Annotated in this window: 14 protein-coding genes, 1 tRNA gene and 1 other RNA gene; 8 read left to right on the plus strand and 8 right to left on the minus strand. The window is 71.4% G+C overall.

The features are described from left to right. The first annotated feature begins 105 nt into the window (after nucleotides 1-105). Together MKD51_RS08520 and MKD51_RS08525 are read left to right on the plus strand one after the other, a co-directional pair. Complete coding sequence (locus tag MKD51_RS08520; RefSeq protein WP_240239889.1) at nucleotides 106-564, plus strand: peroxiredoxin; 459 nt, start codon at nucleotides 106-108, stop codon at nucleotides 562-564. Nucleotides 565-589: 25 nt separating this feature from the next. Further along, nucleotides 590-1,252: a Type 1 glutamine amidotransferase-like domain-containing protein gene (locus tag MKD51_RS08525; RefSeq protein ID WP_240239890.1), complete on the plus strand. Its 663-nt coding sequence runs from the start codon at nucleotides 590-592 to the stop codon at nucleotides 1,250-1,252. 18 nt (nucleotides 1,253-1,270) lie between these two features. On the opposite strand, the gene MKD51_RS08530 is transcribed toward MKD51_RS08525, so the two are convergent. Beyond that, a tRNA-Val gene (locus tag MKD51_RS08530) sits at nucleotides 1,271-1,343 on the minus strand. Between the two features lie 58 nt (nucleotides 1,344-1,401). Between MKD51_RS08530 and MKD51_RS08535 the strand changes: the two genes are divergently transcribed. The 4 genes from MKD51_RS08535 (at nucleotide 1,402) to rnpB (ending at nucleotide 4,522) form a co-directional block, all read left to right on the plus strand. Continuing rightward, the gene (locus MKD51_RS08535; protein WP_240239891.1) at nucleotides 1,402-2,238 is read left to right on the plus strand and encodes a Nif3-like dinuclear metal center hexameric protein; all 837 of its coding nucleotides are present in this window, start codon (nucleotides 1,402-1,404) and stop codon (nucleotides 2,236-2,238) included. Continuing rightward, nucleotides 2,229-2,969 carry a hypothetical protein gene (locus tag MKD51_RS08540; protein WP_240239892.1) on the plus strand — a complete coding sequence of 247 codons (741 nt, stop codon included), beginning with the start codon at nucleotides 2,229-2,231 and terminating at the stop codon, nucleotides 2,967-2,969. The genes MKD51_RS08535 and MKD51_RS08540 overlap by 10 nt, the downstream gene beginning before the upstream one ends. A gap of 56 nt (nucleotides 2,970-3,025) precedes the next feature. After that, entirely contained in the window at nucleotides 3,026-4,114 is a 1,089-nt protein-coding gene (locus MKD51_RS08545) for a hypothetical protein (RefSeq protein WP_240239893.1), read from the plus strand. A gap of 42 nt (nucleotides 4,115-4,156) precedes the next feature. Continuing rightward, nucleotides 4,157-4,522, plus strand: an RNA gene (gene rnpB, locus MKD51_RS08550) — RNase P RNA component class A. A gap of 124 nt (nucleotides 4,523-4,646) precedes the next feature. Here the strand turns inward: rnpB and MKD51_RS08555 are convergent. The 5 genes from MKD51_RS08555 to map form a co-directional block, all read right to left on the minus strand. Next, nucleotides 4,647-6,620, minus strand: a complete 1,974-nt coding sequence (locus MKD51_RS08555; RefSeq protein WP_240239894.1) for a fructose-specific PTS transporter subunit EIIC — start codon at nucleotides 6,618-6,620, stop codon at nucleotides 4,647-4,649. Then, nucleotides 6,620-7,588 (minus strand): hexose kinase, encoded by a 969-nt coding sequence (locus MKD51_RS08560; protein ID WP_240239895.1) that lies wholly within the window; start codon nucleotides 7,586-7,588, stop codon nucleotides 6,620-6,622. Before MKD51_RS08560 ends, MKD51_RS08555 begins: the two co-directional genes overlap by 1 nt. Further along, complete coding sequence (locus MKD51_RS08565; protein ID WP_240239896.1) at nucleotides 7,585-8,370, minus strand: DeoR/GlpR family DNA-binding transcription regulator; 786 nt, start codon at nucleotides 8,368-8,370, stop codon at nucleotides 7,585-7,587. Before MKD51_RS08565 ends, MKD51_RS08560 begins: the two co-directional genes overlap by 4 nt. A 117-nt stretch (nucleotides 8,371-8,487) precedes the next feature. Beyond that, a complete protein-coding gene (gene ppgK / locus MKD51_RS08570; protein ID WP_240239897.1) occupies nucleotides 8,488-9,243 on the minus strand; it encodes a polyphosphate--glucose phosphotransferase in 756 nt (251 codons plus the stop codon). Between the two features lie 44 nt (nucleotides 9,244-9,287). Further along, on the minus strand, nucleotides 9,288-10,157 hold the full coding sequence (gene map / locus MKD51_RS08575) for a type I methionyl aminopeptidase (RefSeq protein WP_240239898.1): 870 nt from the start codon (nucleotides 10,155-10,157) through the stop codon (nucleotides 9,288-9,290). A gap of 47 nt (nucleotides 10,158-10,204) precedes the next feature. Between map and MKD51_RS08580 the strand changes: the two genes are divergently transcribed. Continuing rightward, entirely contained in the window at nucleotides 10,205-10,378 is a 174-nt protein-coding gene (locus MKD51_RS08580; RefSeq protein WP_240239899.1) for an SPOR domain-containing protein, read from the plus strand. An 8-nt stretch (nucleotides 10,379-10,386) separates the two neighbouring features. On the opposite strand, the gene MKD51_RS08585 is transcribed toward MKD51_RS08580, so the two are convergent. Both MKD51_RS08585 and panB read right to left on the minus strand, forming a co-directional pair. After that, nucleotides 10,387-10,896, minus strand: a complete 510-nt coding sequence (locus MKD51_RS08585) for a DUF1697 domain-containing protein (protein WP_240239900.1) — start codon at nucleotides 10,894-10,896, stop codon at nucleotides 10,387-10,389. Nucleotide 10,897: 1 nt separating this feature from the next. Beyond that, nucleotides 10,898-11,776 (minus strand): 3-methyl-2-oxobutanoate hydroxymethyltransferase, encoded by an 879-nt coding sequence (panB, locus tag MKD51_RS08590; protein WP_240239901.1) that lies wholly within the window; start codon nucleotides 11,774-11,776, stop codon nucleotides 10,898-10,900. A 62-nt stretch (nucleotides 11,777-11,838) separates the two neighbouring features. On the opposite strand from panB, the gene MKD51_RS08595 reads away from it, so the two are divergent. Further along, on the plus strand, nucleotides 11,839-13,170 hold the full coding sequence (locus MKD51_RS08595; protein WP_240239902.1) for a glutamine synthetase family protein: 1,332 nt from the start codon (nucleotides 11,839-11,841) through the stop codon (nucleotides 13,168-13,170). Nucleotides 13,171-13,172: the final 2 nt, after the last annotated feature.

Genomic DNA, 13,172 nt, shown 5'->3' on the forward strand with positions numbered 1-13,172 from the left:
CGCTCATCCACTCTAGTCAACGTGCGATGCCGGTGCGCCCGCGCCGGATCCGTGACCCGTGCCACGATGAGCGCAGCGGAGAAGCCGCTGGACGAGAGGATGCGCATGGCACTGCAGATCGGCGACGAGGCACCCGACTTCACGCTCATCGACCACACCGGCGAAGCGATCACGCTCTCCGAGCTCAGGGGGCGGCCCGTCGTGCTCGTCTTCTACCCGGCGGCCTTCACGGGCCGCTGCACGGGCGAGTTGTGCTCGATCCGCGACGAGCTGGCCGACTTCGAGGGCGCGAACGCGCTGGTGTTCGGCATCTCGGTCGACACCGCGGCGTCGCTGGGCGTCTTCCACGAGCAGGAGGGCCTGACCTTCCCGCTGCTGAGCGACTTCTGGCCGCACGGCGCGGTCGCGCAGGCGTACGACGCCTTCCTGCCGGAGCGCGGCGTCGCGACGCGCGCCACCTACGTGATCGACAGCGACGGCCGGATCGCGGGGCACTTCCGCGTCAGCCCATCCGAATCGCGTGACATGGCTGCCTACAAGGAGGCGCTCGCGCAGCTGGCGTGAGCGCACCTCGACAGTCAGGATCGCGATGAAGCTCCTGCTCACCTCCGGCGGCGTCACGAATCCGAGCATCCGCGAAGCCCTCGTCGGCATGCTGGGCAAGCCGATCGAGCAGTCGGACGCCCTGTTCATCCCCACGGCGCAGCACGGACATCCCCTGTGCTCCCCAGCGTCGATCTGGCGTGCCATCACCGGCGAGGGGCTGTGCGATCTGGGATGGCGATCCGTCGGAATCCTCGAGCTCACCGCCGTGCCCAGCACCGGCGAGGAGCGGTGGGCCTCGTGGGTCCGGGAGGCAGACGTGCTCCTGGTCGATGGCGGCGAAGCGACCTACCTCTGTCATTGGATGCGGGAGTCCGGCCTCGCGGATCTGCTGCCGACGCTGCAGGAGACCGTGTGGGTCGGCGTGAGCGCAGGCAGCATGGTGATGACCCCGCGGATCGGGGACAGCTTCGTCGAGTGGCAGGGGACGCAGCACGGTGACGAGACGCTTGGGGTCGTCGACTTCTCGATCTTCCCCCACCTGGACTATCCGGGCTGGCCAGACAACACGCTCGACAGCGCACGCCGGTGGGCCACGGGCATCCCCGGGGCGGCCTACGCGATCGACGACCAGACGGCGATCGCGGTCGTCGACGGCGTCGTCGAGGTGATCTCTGCAGGGCACTGGGAGCTGCTCGGCGCCGGGTGACGGCCCGATCGGCGACGGTGGGCGGTGCCGGGCTCGAACCGGCGACCCCTTCGGTGTAAACGAAGTGCGCTACCAGCTGCGCCAACCGCCCCTCCCGTCATCCTGCCACTCGTCGGGCGGCTGCCCAGCGCATCCGTAGGATGGAGCGCATGACCAGCGTCGCCGATGTGCAGCTGGCGGTGGAGTCGCTCTGGCCCGCCGCCACCGCAGAGGACTGGGATGCCGTCGGGCTCGTCGCGGGAGATCCCGCAGACCCCGTGCGCCGCATCCTGCTCGCCGTCGACGCTGTCGAGGCGACCGCGGCCGAGGCGGTCGAGCGCGGGGCCGACGTGCTGCTCGTGCACCACCCGCTGCTGCTGCGCGGCGCGACGAGCGTCGCGGCCACCACTCCCGCGGGGCGCGTCATCACCCGCCTCGTCCGTGAGCGCATCGCGCTGCTCGCCGCCCACACGAACGCAGATGCCGTCGATCGCGGCACGAGCGGCGAGCTCGCATCGATGCTCGGCCTCGTCGACGTCTCGCCCATCGTCGTCAACCGCGTCGACCCCGAGAAGGGCCTCGGCCGGGTCGGCGAGCTGCCGCAGCCTGTCGCCCTCGGCGAGCTCGTGCGGCGGCTCGCCGAGCTCGTGCCGGCTGTCGCGGGCGGCCTGCGAGCCGCGGGACACCCGAGCGCGCAGGTGCGCCGGGTCGCGATCTGCGGGGGAGCCGGCGACTCGCTGCTGCGCGAGCCGGCCGTCGCCGGCGCCGACGTCTACATCACGAGCGACCTGCGCCATCATCCGGCGTCGGATGCGCGCGAGCGGCACGCCGCAGGCGAGGGGCCAGCGCTCATCGACGTCTCCCACTGGGCGAGCGAGTCGCTCTGGCTGCGGCCGGCGGCCGAGCAGCTGCGCGCCGCGCTGCCGGGCGTCGAGGTCGAGGTGAGCGAGATCAGGACAGACCCATGGGACTTCGCGGTCCCGCAGGAGGAGCAGGCATGGCATTGAAGGCCACGAACCAGGACCAGCGGCGACTGCTGACGCTGCAGGATGTCGACACGCGCATCGTGCGGCTGCAGGGAAAGCTGAAGGCGCTGCCGCAGACGAAGCGCATCGACGAGCTCGACACCGAGCTCGCGACGCTCGATCGCTCGGTGCTCGAGCGGCTCGGCGGGCATGACGACATCGCGGCAGAGGTCGCTCGCATCGAGAACGACGTGCAGACCGTCGCGGCGCGCCTGACGCGCAACCGCGAGCGGCTTCCGGCCATCACCGACGCCAAGGTGGCCACGGCGACCGAGCACGAGATCGCGACGCTCGAGCGCCGGCAGGGCGACCTGGAGGATCTCGAGCTCGAGGCCATGCAGCGGCAGGAGGATGCCGGCACCGCACTGGCCACGGCCCGGGAGGACGCGGCGAAGGCGCGCGCCGAGCGCGAGCGTCTGGCTGCCGAGCGCGATGCCGAGGCCGCAGGCCTCGAGCAGGAGCTCGTGCAGGCCCGCGCGGAGCGCAGCGACCGCATCGCGGGGGTGCCGGCCGACCTGCTCGCCCTCTACGACCGCCAGCGCGAGCGCTACGGCATCGGTGCCACGCTGCTGCAGCACCGCACCTCGTCGGCCTCCGGCGTCGAGTTCACGTCGTCGGAGCTGCACGAGATCCGCCAGGCCGCCGAGGACGACGTCCTCATAGACCCGAACTCATCCGCGATCCTGGTGCGCACGGAGGAGAGCGGGATCTAGCCAGAGCGCTGGCCCGCGCGCGCCCGCGCGACATACGATCGGTGGCAGGGGTGCGCATGGAGATCGTCGAGGTCACGGATGAGGCTGGCCTCGCCGAGTTCCTCCGGTTGGGTCGCGAGACGCACGACGGCAGAGCGGTGCCGCTGCTCGAGCGCACGGTGCGGTCGTGGTTCCGCGGCACGACCCCGCATCCGCACACGATCACGCTGCTGCTCGCGCGCGACGGAGGCGAGCACCTGGGCCGCGCGATCGTGCACCGTGACGACCGCCTCGACGCCCGGCTCGGCACTCGCGCGCTTGTGTTCGGCGCGCTCGCCGCACCAGACGCATCCGTGCTCGACGCCCTCCTCGACGACATCGAGCGGCGGGCCGAGGAATCCGGCGCGACCGAGCTCTTCGGTCCCGCGCAGCTGCTGCCCAACCAGTCGGGCGGCGTCATCACCGCAGGCTTCGAGGAGCGGGGCTTCCTCGACGCGGTCTGGAACCCGGAGTGGGTGCCGGCCGCCCTCGAGGCGCGCGGCATGGAGCGCTGGTACGAGGGCGACACCTGGGTGGTCGACGTCATCGACGAGGACGGCCCGAGCACCGCGGAGCTCGACGCGGCAGGCATCAGCATCGACGAGGTGACGCGTGGCGGGCTCGGCAGGGGACTGCGGGCGCTGCTGCCGCTGCTCAACGACTCGTTCGCGCTGCTGCCGTACTTCACACCCTTCACGCGCGGCGAGCTGCGTGCGCAGTTCTCCGGACTCTGGCTGCTGCACGAGCCCGGCCTGTTCCTCATCGCCCGTGACGAGCAGGACCAGCCGCTCGCGTTCGTGTTCGCCGTGCTCGACGCGACGCCGATGCTGCAGCGGTCCGGCGGCCGCTACGGCGCCCGCGAGCGGTGGCGACTGCTGACGCACAGGAAAGAGCTGCGGTCGGATGCGGTGCTCGTCATCCAGGGCACGCGGCCGGGCGCGCAGGGCAAGGGCATCGTGACGCTGCTGAGCCGGCGCCTGCACGCCAACCTCGCGGACATCGGCTGCACGACGCTGCGGTCGACCCCGGTCGGGCGGCAGAACCCCGGCTCCGCCCGGCAGTTCTCGCGCTTCGGCGGCAGGCCGCTGCACGCCACTGCGTACTACCGGCAGCAGCTGCGCCGCTGATCGACGGCGTCGCGCGCCAGGCAGTACCCTGAACGGAGCGAATCGGTCGGCCAGGCGGTCGCGTCATCGAGCCCTCGGGGTCGGTGCCGAGGAACGTCCGGGCTCCGCAGAGCAGGGCGGTGGATAACGTCCACCCGGGGCAACCCGCGAGAAAGCGCAACAGAGAGCAGGTCCACCGGCACGGGTCTTCGGACGCGAGCCGGCCAGGAGTGAAACGGTGGGGCAAGAGCCCACCAGCGTCGCGTGTGAGCGCGGCGGCTAGGCAAACCTCGCCCGGAGCAAGACCAGACAGCGGATCACGGGGCTGCTCGTCCCATCCGCGGGTAGGTCGCTAGAGGGCTGCAGCAATGCATCCCGTAGAGAGATGGCCGTCCACGACAGAACCCGGCGTATCGGCCGGCCGGTTCGCCCCACCTGTCGCCGCTGCGGCGACGTCCGGAGCATGTCCGGCTGTGCGGCGACCCGGTGGGACTATCCCACCGGGTGCGCTCACAGCCGGACTTCCTCCGGGCATGCCCCGGCGAAGGATGCGTCAGGCAGCCGCCAGCGCCGGCTCGGCTTCCGCAGCGATCGGGGTGCGCCGCGTCCAGCGCTTGAGCGCGATCACGGCGAGGCCGGTGACGATGGTGCCCGCCACGATCGCGACCGTGAACATCAGCAGGTTGCCGATCGCGAAGAAGACGAAGAAGCCGCCGTGCGGTGCCTGGCTCGTCACGCCCGCCGCCATCGAGATCGCGCCGGTGGTGGCAGCGCCGAGGATCGACGCGGGGATGACTCGCAGCGGGTCGGCGGCGGCGAACGGGATCGCGCCCTCCGAGATGAAGGATGCGCCGAGCAGCCAGGCGGCCTTGCCGTTCTCGCGCTCCGCGGGTGTGAACAGTCGTCGGTCGAGCGCGCTGGCGAGGGCCATGCCCAGCGGCGGCACCATGCCGGCAGCCATGACGGCGGCCATGATCATCCACGGCGCGGGGTTCTCCGGCGAGCCGGCGCCGAGGCCCGCCACCGCGAATCCATACGCGACCTTGTTGATCGGGCCGCCGAGATCGACCGCCATCATCGTGCCCAGCAGCAGGCCGAGCAGCACGACGGCGGCGCCGGTGAGCGAACCAAGCCAGTTGGTGAGGCCGGCCATGAGCGCCGCGATCGGGCCGCCCAGCAGCATCACCATCAGTCCGGAGGCGAAGATCGACGCCAGCAGCGGGATGATCACGACAGGCATGAGGCCGCGCATCCAGGCCGGCACGCGCCAGGTGCCGATCCACCAGGCGGCGAGGCCGGCGAGCAGGCCACCGACGAGACCGCCGATGAAGCCCGCGCTCATGAGCAGCGCGACGGCGCCGGCGACGAAGCCGGGCGCGATGCCCGGTCGGTCGGCGATCGCGTAGGCGATGTAGCCGGCGAGCGCCGGCACCAGGAAGGCCATCGACGCGTTGCCGATCGATGAGAACACCGCGCCGAGATAGATCAGCAGGCCGCCCTCCGGCAGGTTCCACAGCGAGTTCTCGACGATGACCGCGTCGCGGACGTCGGTGATGTCGAAGCCGCCCAGCAGGAAGCCGAGGGCGATGAGCAGGCCGCCGCCGGCGACGAACGGGATCATGTAGCTCACGCCCGTCAGCAGCGCACGCTTCACGACGCCGCCCAGTGAGCCCGCGGTCGGCTGCGGGGCGGATGGGGCGGATGCGTCGCCCGCGACGCGGGGCCCGGCGGGGTCGTCGGCATGGCCGAGCGCCTCCTGGATGAGGGCGTCGGGCGAGTCGATGCCGCGCTTGACCGGCACCTGCACGAAGGGCTTGCCGGCGAAGCGGCCGCGCTCCCGCACATCGACATCGACGGCGAACACGACCGCGTCGGCCGCGGCGATGAGCTCGGGGTCGAGGCGCTTCGTGCCGCTCGAGCCCTGCGTCTCGACGGTGACGCGCACGCCCGCGCGCTCACCAGCCGCCTTCAGCGCATCCGCCGCCATGTAGGTGTGCGCGATGCCGGTCGGGCAGGCCGTCACGGCCACGATGCTCCGCGCGCCCTCGGCGATCGGCTCCTCGTCGACGTCCTCCGTGTCGGCGACGACGCCCTCGACCAGTGCGACGACCTCCTCGGCGCTTGCGGCTCCGCGCAGCGCGCCGGTGAACTGCTCGTCGATGAGCGAGCCGGCGAGCCGAGAGAGCACCGCGAGGTGCGTCTCGGCCGCGCCGTCGGGCGCCATGATCATGAAGACGAGATCGGCAGGGCCATCCGGCGCCCCGAACTCCACGGCCGGCTCCAGCCGCGCGAAGGCGAGGCTGGGCTGGCGCACGGCCGCCGACTTGCAGTGCGGGATGGCGATGCCCGCGCCCATGCCGGTCGGCGTCAGCGCCTCCCGCTCGAGCACGGCTGCGGCCAGCCCTTCGCCGTCGGCGACCCGGTCGGTCGATGCGGCGCGGGCCGCGAGCGCGCGGATGACGGCCTCCTTGTCGGCGCCGAGGTCGGCGTCGAGGAGGACGAGGTCGGGGGTGATGATCTGGGGCATCAGTGCTCCTGGGGATCGGCGGCGTGAGCCGGGAGGTCGGTGACGGCGACGCGCGCGGCGTCGGCGTCGGCGGGGGTGGGGAAGCCGGTGCCCGGCATGGCGGCGGCAGCGGAGCCGTGCGCGACGGCCTGGCGCAGACGGCCAGCGGCGTCGTCACCGCGCGCGTCGGCGATCAGCCAGCCCGCGAGGCTCGCGTCGCCGGCGCCCACGGTGGAGCGCACGGTGGTCGGCGGCGGCGACGCGTGGAGCACGCCGTCAGCGTCGGCGAGGACGGCGCCGTCGCCGCCGAGCGTGAGCAGCACGCTGCCGACGCCGAGGCCGACGAGGGCCGTGGCGGCCGCTGCGGCCGCGTCCGTGCTGTCGATGGCACCGTGGCTGAGGCCCAGCAGCTCCTCGAGCTCCTCGTCGTTGGGCTTCGCCAGGTCGACGCCGCCGGCGGCGACGGTAGCCATGAGCGGCGCGCCGGAGGTGTCCACGGCGATGCGGATCCCCGGGTTGGCAGCGCGCGCGACGCGCATCGTCTCGACCACGATCTCGGGGCCGGCTCCCGCAGGCACGGAGCCCGCGATCACGAGCCAATCGGCGCCGACCGCATGCGTGCGCACGGCGTCGAGCGTCGCGGCGATCGAGCGCTCGGCGAGCGCGGCGCCCGGCTCGTTGACCTTCGTGGTCGTGCCGTCGGGCTCGGTGAGCGCGAGGTTCGTGCGCACCGCGGCGTCGACCGGCACCAGCACGGCGTCGACGCCGTCGGCGGCCAGCATCGCGGTGAAGGGGTCGTCGGCACCGGCCGGCACGATCGCGCGGCTGGGCACACCCGCGGCGCGCAGCACTCTGGTCACGTTGACGCCCTTGCCTGCTGCCACGGTGACCGAAGCCGCGGAGGCGCGGTGCACGGTCCCGCGCTCGAGCGGTGCGTCGAGCGTGACGGTGCGGTCGATGGATGGGTTGAGCGTGAGCGTGAGGATCATGCGACCTGCACCTCGCATCCGGCGTCTTCCAGGGCCGCAGCCAACGAGGCGCTGGGCGAGGCGTCGGTGAGCAGCACGTCGACCTGCTCGAGTGCAGCGAAGCGGCAGAGCGAGGCCTCGCCGAGCTTGGTGCTGTCGGCGAGCACGGCCACGCGGCGGCCCGCGGCGACGATGGCTGACTTCACTGCGGCCTCGTCGGGGTCTGGCGTCGTGATCCCATGCTCGTCGATGCCGTTCGCGCCCAGGACGACGACGTCGGGGCGCAGCGCCGCGATGGACAGCACCGTCTGCGCGCCGACCGCCGCGCCGGTCACCGCGCGGATGCGGCCGCCGATCGCGTGCACCTCGATGGAGGGGTGTGCGGCGAGCTGCTGCGCGATGGCGGGGGAGTGCGTCGCGACGATGAGCCGCGGTCCGTCGGAGCGCGGCCAGGTGGCGACGAGCGCCGCCGCGAGCGCTGCGCTGGTGGTGCCGGCGTCGAGCAGGAGGCTCGTGGCACCGAGTGCCAGGAGCCGCTCGCCCGCGAGCCTCGCGATGCGCTGCTTGCCCTCGGTGTTGGCGCCCTCGCGCTCGGCGACCGCCGTCTCGACGAGGCTCGAGCGGCCGGCGGCGACGGCGCCCCCGTGCACCCGCCGGGCGATGCCCGCGCGCTCGAGGGTGTCGAGGTCGCGACGCACGGTCTCCGCCGTGATGCCGAGCTCTCGTGCGACCTCTGCCACCAGCACGCGGCCGTCAGCCTGAATGCGTGCGGCGATCTCGTCGCGGCGCTGGGTTGCGAGCATCGTTGCCTCCTTGTCGGCACGCTAGCAGGCAAGCGCAGACAAACGCAATCAAACACAGAAATACGCAGATAGCGTGGCGCGACGACGACCGCGATGAGTCTCGCGGTCAGTGGAGGCTCAGACGCCCCTGGCGAGCGCCGCGGCGCCGATGATGCCGGCGTTGTTGCGCAGCTTCGCGGGCACGATCGGCGTCTGCAGGTCGAGCAGCGGCAGGAACTCCTCCGACGACTTCGAGACGCCGCCGCCGACCACGAACAGGTCGGGCGAGAAGATGAACTCGAGGTGGCTGTAGTAGCGCTGCAGGCGCGCCGCCCAGGCCTCCCAGCTGAGCTCCTCCCGCTCGCGTGCCTTGTTCGAGGCGCGCGACTCGGCGTCGTGCCCGTCGAGCTCGAGGTGGCCGAGCTCAGCGTTCGGGATGAGCACGCCGTTGTAGATGAGCGCGCCGCCGATGCCCGTGCCGAGCGTCGTCATGATGACGAGACCCGAGGCATCCTTCGCCGCCCCGTAGTGATCCTCGGCGAAGCCCGCCGCATCCGCGTCGTTGACGAAGTGGATGTCGCGACCGAGCGCCCGCTCGAAGAGCCGCTCGGCCTCGAGCCCGATCCACTCCTTCGAGACGTTGGCGGCGCTCATGGTGCGACCGTGGCGCACGATGGCGGGGAAGGTCACGCCGATGGGGGTGTCCTTCTCGATCTCGAGCCGCTCGACCAGCTCGACCACCGCGTCGCGGATCGCGTCGGGCTCGCCGCCCTCCGGCGTCGGCACCTTCACGCGATCGCTCAGCAGCTCGCCGTCCCTCACATCGACGAGCGCCGCCTTCACGCCCGTGCCGCCGATGTCGACGCCGACTGCCTTGTCCTTTGACTTCGCCACGGCGACGATCCTGCCACGGATCCGCCCGCGAGGCGGCAGGGCGCTCAGGCCGAGGGCAGCGTCAGGATCTCCGCGCCCGTCTCGCGCACCACGATCGTGTGCTCGAACTGCGCCGTGATGGAGCGATCCTTCGTCACGACCGTCCAGCCGTCATCCCACATCTCCCACTCGTGCGTGCCGAGCGTGAGCATCGGCTCGATCGTGAAGACCATCCCGGGCAGGATCTCGGCGTCGAAGCGATCGGTGTCGTAATGGGGGATGATCAGGCCGGAGTGGAACGACGTGCCCACGCCGTGGCCGGTGAAGTCGCGCACGACGCCGTAGTCGAAGCGCTTCGCGTACATCTCGATGGCGCGGCCGATCACGTTGACGCGGCGGCCGGGCATGACCGTCTTGATCGCCCGTCGCAGCGACTCCTCCGTGCGCTCGACGAGCTGCGCGACCGCCTCGCTCGTCTGGCCGACGGCGAAGGTGCGGTTCGAGTCGCCGTGCACGCCGTCCTTGAAGGCGGTGATGTCGATGTTGACGATGTCGCCCTCCTCGAGGACGGTGTCGTCGGGGATGCCATGGCAGATGACCTCGTTGACGCTCGAGCAGACCGACTTCGCGAAGCCGCGGTAGCCGAGCGTCGAGGGGTAGGCGCCGTGACCGGTGACGACGTCGTGCCCGATGGCGTCGAGCTCGTCGGTCGTGATGCCGGGCCGCACGGCGGCGCCGACGGCTGCGATGGCGTCGGCGGCGATGGTGCCGGCGGCACGGATGCGCTCGATGGTCTCATCGTCGTAGACGTCGCCGGTGGTGTGCTTGGCGGGGCCAGGCTTGCCCACGTACTCGGGCCGGGTGATGGATGCGTCCACTCGGCGCTGGGGGCCGAGCCGGCCGGGGATGAGGTGACCTGCGGCGTCCTTCGGCATAGGCTCCATCCTAAGCAGACCGCACCGAGCAACCCCGGGAGGAACGCATGGCCGAGTACTGGTACAACCTGGAGACCGGCGTCGTCGAGGAGGGCATGGTCTCGCCCGGCTACGACCGTGCAGGGCCCTTCACCTCGCGTGAAGAGGCGGCACGAGCGCCGGAGATCATCAAGGAGCGCTCGCGCGCGTGGGCCGAAGAGGACGCGGCCGAGGACAAGTAGGCGGCGCTTCAGCTCGCCGCGAGGACCTTTCGCAGCGTGCGCAGGTTGCGCGTCGTGACGCGATCCTTCGCGGTGCGCTCGAGCGCCTTGGCGAACGGGCTCGTGAGCGTCGTGCCCTTCGGGTTCGACCAGTGCACGACGGCGTCGCCCGTGGCGATCGTCTCGCCATCGCCGGGCTCGAGCTCCGCGAGCTCCGCAGCCAGACCGCGCTCGAGCTCGAACACCACATAGGGGGTGTGCTCGTCATCCTCGGCGTGCGGGTAGTCCGCGACGATCGCGGCGAGCGCGTCGATCGCGATGCCGAGCACGCGGATGCGCCTGCCGTACCGCGCCTCCAAGGCAGCCTCCGCTGCCTGGGCCGCGGCCGAGGCATCCGTCGCCGTGACCACGGCGTTGCCGCTCGCGAGCACGGTGGCGACGTCGCCCAGGCCGGCCTCAGCGAGCAGTGCCCGCAGATCGGCTGAGCGCACCGTCACGCCACCGACGTTGACGCCCCGCAGCAGCAGCGCGACGCGCATCTCAGTACTCGTGCTCGGGGGCGGGGTAGGCGCCGCTCGCGACATCCTCGCGGAACGACACGGCGGCCTCCTCCAGGGTCTTGGCGAGCTGCGCGTACTGCTTCACGAACTTCGGGATGCGGCCCGTCGTCATGCCGGCCCAGTCGCTCCACACGAGCAGCTGACCGTCGCAGTGCGGGCCGGCGCCGACGGAGAGCGTCGGGATCGTCAGCGCCTCGGTGACGGCCTTCGCAGCTTCGGAGGGCACCATCTCGAGCACGACGGCGAACGCGCCTGCCTCCTGCACCGCGAGCGCGTCGCGCAGCAGCTGGTCTGCGCCATCCTCGCCGCGACCCTGGATCACGTGGCCGCCCAGGCCGTGCTCAGACTGCGGTGTGTAGCCCACGTGCCCCATCACGGGGATGCCCGCCTCGACGACCCTGCGGATCTGCTCGGCGGAGCGCACGCCGCCCTCGAGCTTGACCGCGTGCGCACCCGTCTCCTTCATGAAGCGGATCGCGGTGTGCAGCGCCTCGCGAGCGTTGACCTCATAGGAGCCGAACGGCATGTCGGCGACCACGAGCGCGCGCTTCGCGGCACGCGCCACGGCACGCGTGAGCGGGATGAGCTCGTCGACCGTCACCGGCAGGGTCGTGTCGTAGCCGAAGACCGTGTTGCCGGCCGAGTCGCCCACCAGCAGGAAGTCGATGCCCGCCGCGTCGAAGACCTGCGCCGAGAGGTAGTCATAGCTCGTCAGGCCGACGATCTTGACGCCATCCTGCTTCGCCTTCTCGAAGTGCCGGGTGCGCACCCGCTTCTGGCCGCCGGCCGCTCCGCCGTAGGGCGCGGCGACCTCCTGGGGCTCACCGGACGCGGTCGGACCGCTCTGTTCGAATGCCATGTCCCGAGCCTAACCCGCGCCTCGCGCCCACTAGCCTGAGGGAAGGCAAGAGAGGGGCCGGGATGGACAAGCAGCAGGACTTCGTGCTTCGCACGATTGAGGAGCGCGGCGTCAAGTTCGTCAGGCTGTGGTTCACGGATGTGCTCGGCAAGCTGAAGTCGGTCGCGATCGCGCCGGCAGAGGTCGAAGGCGCCTTCCTGGAGGGCATGGGCATCGACGGCTCCTCGATCGAGGGGCTCTCGCGCTCCTCCGAGGCCGACGTGATCGCCAAGGCAGACCCCTCGACGTTCCAGGTGCTGCCGTGGCGGGGCGAGACCGATCCGACCGCCCGCATGTTCTGCGACATCTTCACGCCCGACGGCGAGCCCGCCGCCGCCGACCCGCGCCACGTGCTCAAGCGCACGCTCGCGAAGGCAGCCGACCGCGGCTTCAGCTTCTACACGCATCCCGAGTGCGAGTTCTACCTGCTGAAGTCAGACGACGTGCACAGCCCGGAGCCCGTGGATCGCGCCGGCTACTTCGACAACGTCCCGGGCGGCACCGCGCACGACTTCCGGCGCGCGAGCGTGCGGATGCTCGAGGACATCGGTATCTCGGTGGAGTTCAGCCACCACGAGGCGGGACCGGGCCAGAACGAGATCGATCTGCGCTACGCCGATGCGCTCTCGACCGCCGACAACATCATGACGTTCCGCACGATCGTCAAGGAGGTCGCGATCTCGGAGGGCGTCTTCGCCACCTTCATGCCCAAGCCCTTCGAAGGGCACCCTGGCAGCGGCATGCACACGCACATGTCGCTGTTCGAGGGGGAGCGCAACGCCTTCCACGACCCGAGCGGCAAGTACCAGCTGTCGAAGATCGGCCGTCAGTTCGTCGCGGGCCTGCTGCATCATGCGCCCGAGTTCACGGCGGTGACGAACCAATTCGTCAACTCCTACAAGCGACTGTGGGCCGGTGACGAGGCGCCCAGCTTCGTCAGCTGGGGGCACAACAACCGCTCGGCGCTCGTGCGCGTGCCGCTCTCGAAGCCGAACAAGGCGCAGTCGGCGCGCGTGGAGTACCGCGGCCTCGACTCGGCGGCCAACCCGTACCTCGCGTTCTCCGTGCTGCTGGCCGCAGGGCTCAAGGGCATCGAAGAGGGCTACGAGCTGCCCGACGAGGCTGTCGAGGACATCTGGCAGCTCTCCGACCGCGAGCGCAAGGCGCTCGGCTACACGCCGCTGCCGACCAGCCTCGATGCCGCGATCCGCGCGATGGAGGAGTCCGAGCTCGTCGCCGAGACGCTGGGCGAGCAGGTCTTCTCCTACTTCCTGCGCAACAAGCGCGAGGACTGGCGCGAGTACCGCGACCAGGTCACGCGGGTCGAGCTCGAGTCGAACCTGCTCTCGCTCTAGCG

It is taken from the genome of Agrococcus sp. ARC_14 (assembly GCF_022436485.1).
Lineage (GTDB): Bacteria > Actinomycetota > Actinomycetes > Actinomycetales > Microbacteriaceae > Agrococcus.

What these genes read in the sequence shown, in the direction of transcription:
- MKD51_RS08595 (WP_240239902.1), top strand. Translation starts at nt 11,839, where the DNA reads ATGGACAAGCAGCAGGACTTCGTGCTTCGCACGATTGAGGAGCGCGGC.
- MKD51_RS08540 (WP_240239892.1), top strand. Translation starts at nt 2,229, where the DNA reads ATGGCATTGAAGGCCACGAACCAGGACCAGCGGCGACTGCTGACGCTG.
- MKD51_RS08520 (WP_240239889.1), top strand. Translation starts at nt 106, where the DNA reads ATGGCACTGCAGATCGGCGACGAGGCACCCGACTTCACGCTCATCGAC.
- MKD51_RS08560 (WP_240239895.1), bottom strand. Translation starts at nt 7,588, where the DNA reads ATGATCCTCACGCTCACGCTCAACCCATCCATCGACCGCACCGTCACG.
- MKD51_RS08565 (WP_240239896.1), bottom strand. Translation starts at nt 8,370, where the DNA reads ATGCTCGCAACCCAGCGCCGCGACGAGATCGCCGCACGCATTCAGGCT.
- MKD51_RS08535 (WP_240239891.1), top strand. Translation starts at nt 1,402, where the DNA reads ATGACCAGCGTCGCCGATGTGCAGCTGGCGGTGGAGTCGCTCTGGCCC.
- MKD51_RS08525 (WP_240239890.1), top strand. Translation starts at nt 590, where the DNA reads ATGAAGCTCCTGCTCACCTCCGGCGGCGTCACGAATCCGAGCATCCGC.
- MKD51_RS08545 (WP_240239893.1), top strand. Translation starts at nt 3,026, where the DNA reads ATGGAGATCGTCGAGGTCACGGATGAGGCTGGCCTCGCCGAGTTCCTC.
- MKD51_RS08580 (WP_240239899.1), top strand. Translation starts at nt 10,205, where the DNA reads ATGGCCGAGTACTGGTACAACCTGGAGACCGGCGTCGTCGAGGAGGGC.
- MKD51_RS08555 (WP_240239894.1), bottom strand. Translation starts at nt 6,620, where the DNA reads ATGCCCCAGATCATCACCCCCGACCTCGTCCTCCTCGACGCCGACCTC.
- panB (WP_240239901.1), bottom strand. Translation starts at nt 11,776, where the DNA reads ATGGCATTCGAACAGAGCGGTCCGACCGCGTCCGGTGAGCCCCAGGAG.
- map (WP_240239898.1), bottom strand. Translation starts at nt 10,157, where the DNA reads ATGCCGAAGGACGCCGCAGGTCACCTCATCCCCGGCCGGCTCGGCCCC.
- MKD51_RS08585 (WP_240239900.1), bottom strand. Translation starts at nt 10,896, where the DNA reads ATGCGCGTCGCGCTGCTGCTGCGGGGCGTCAACGTCGGTGGCGTGACG.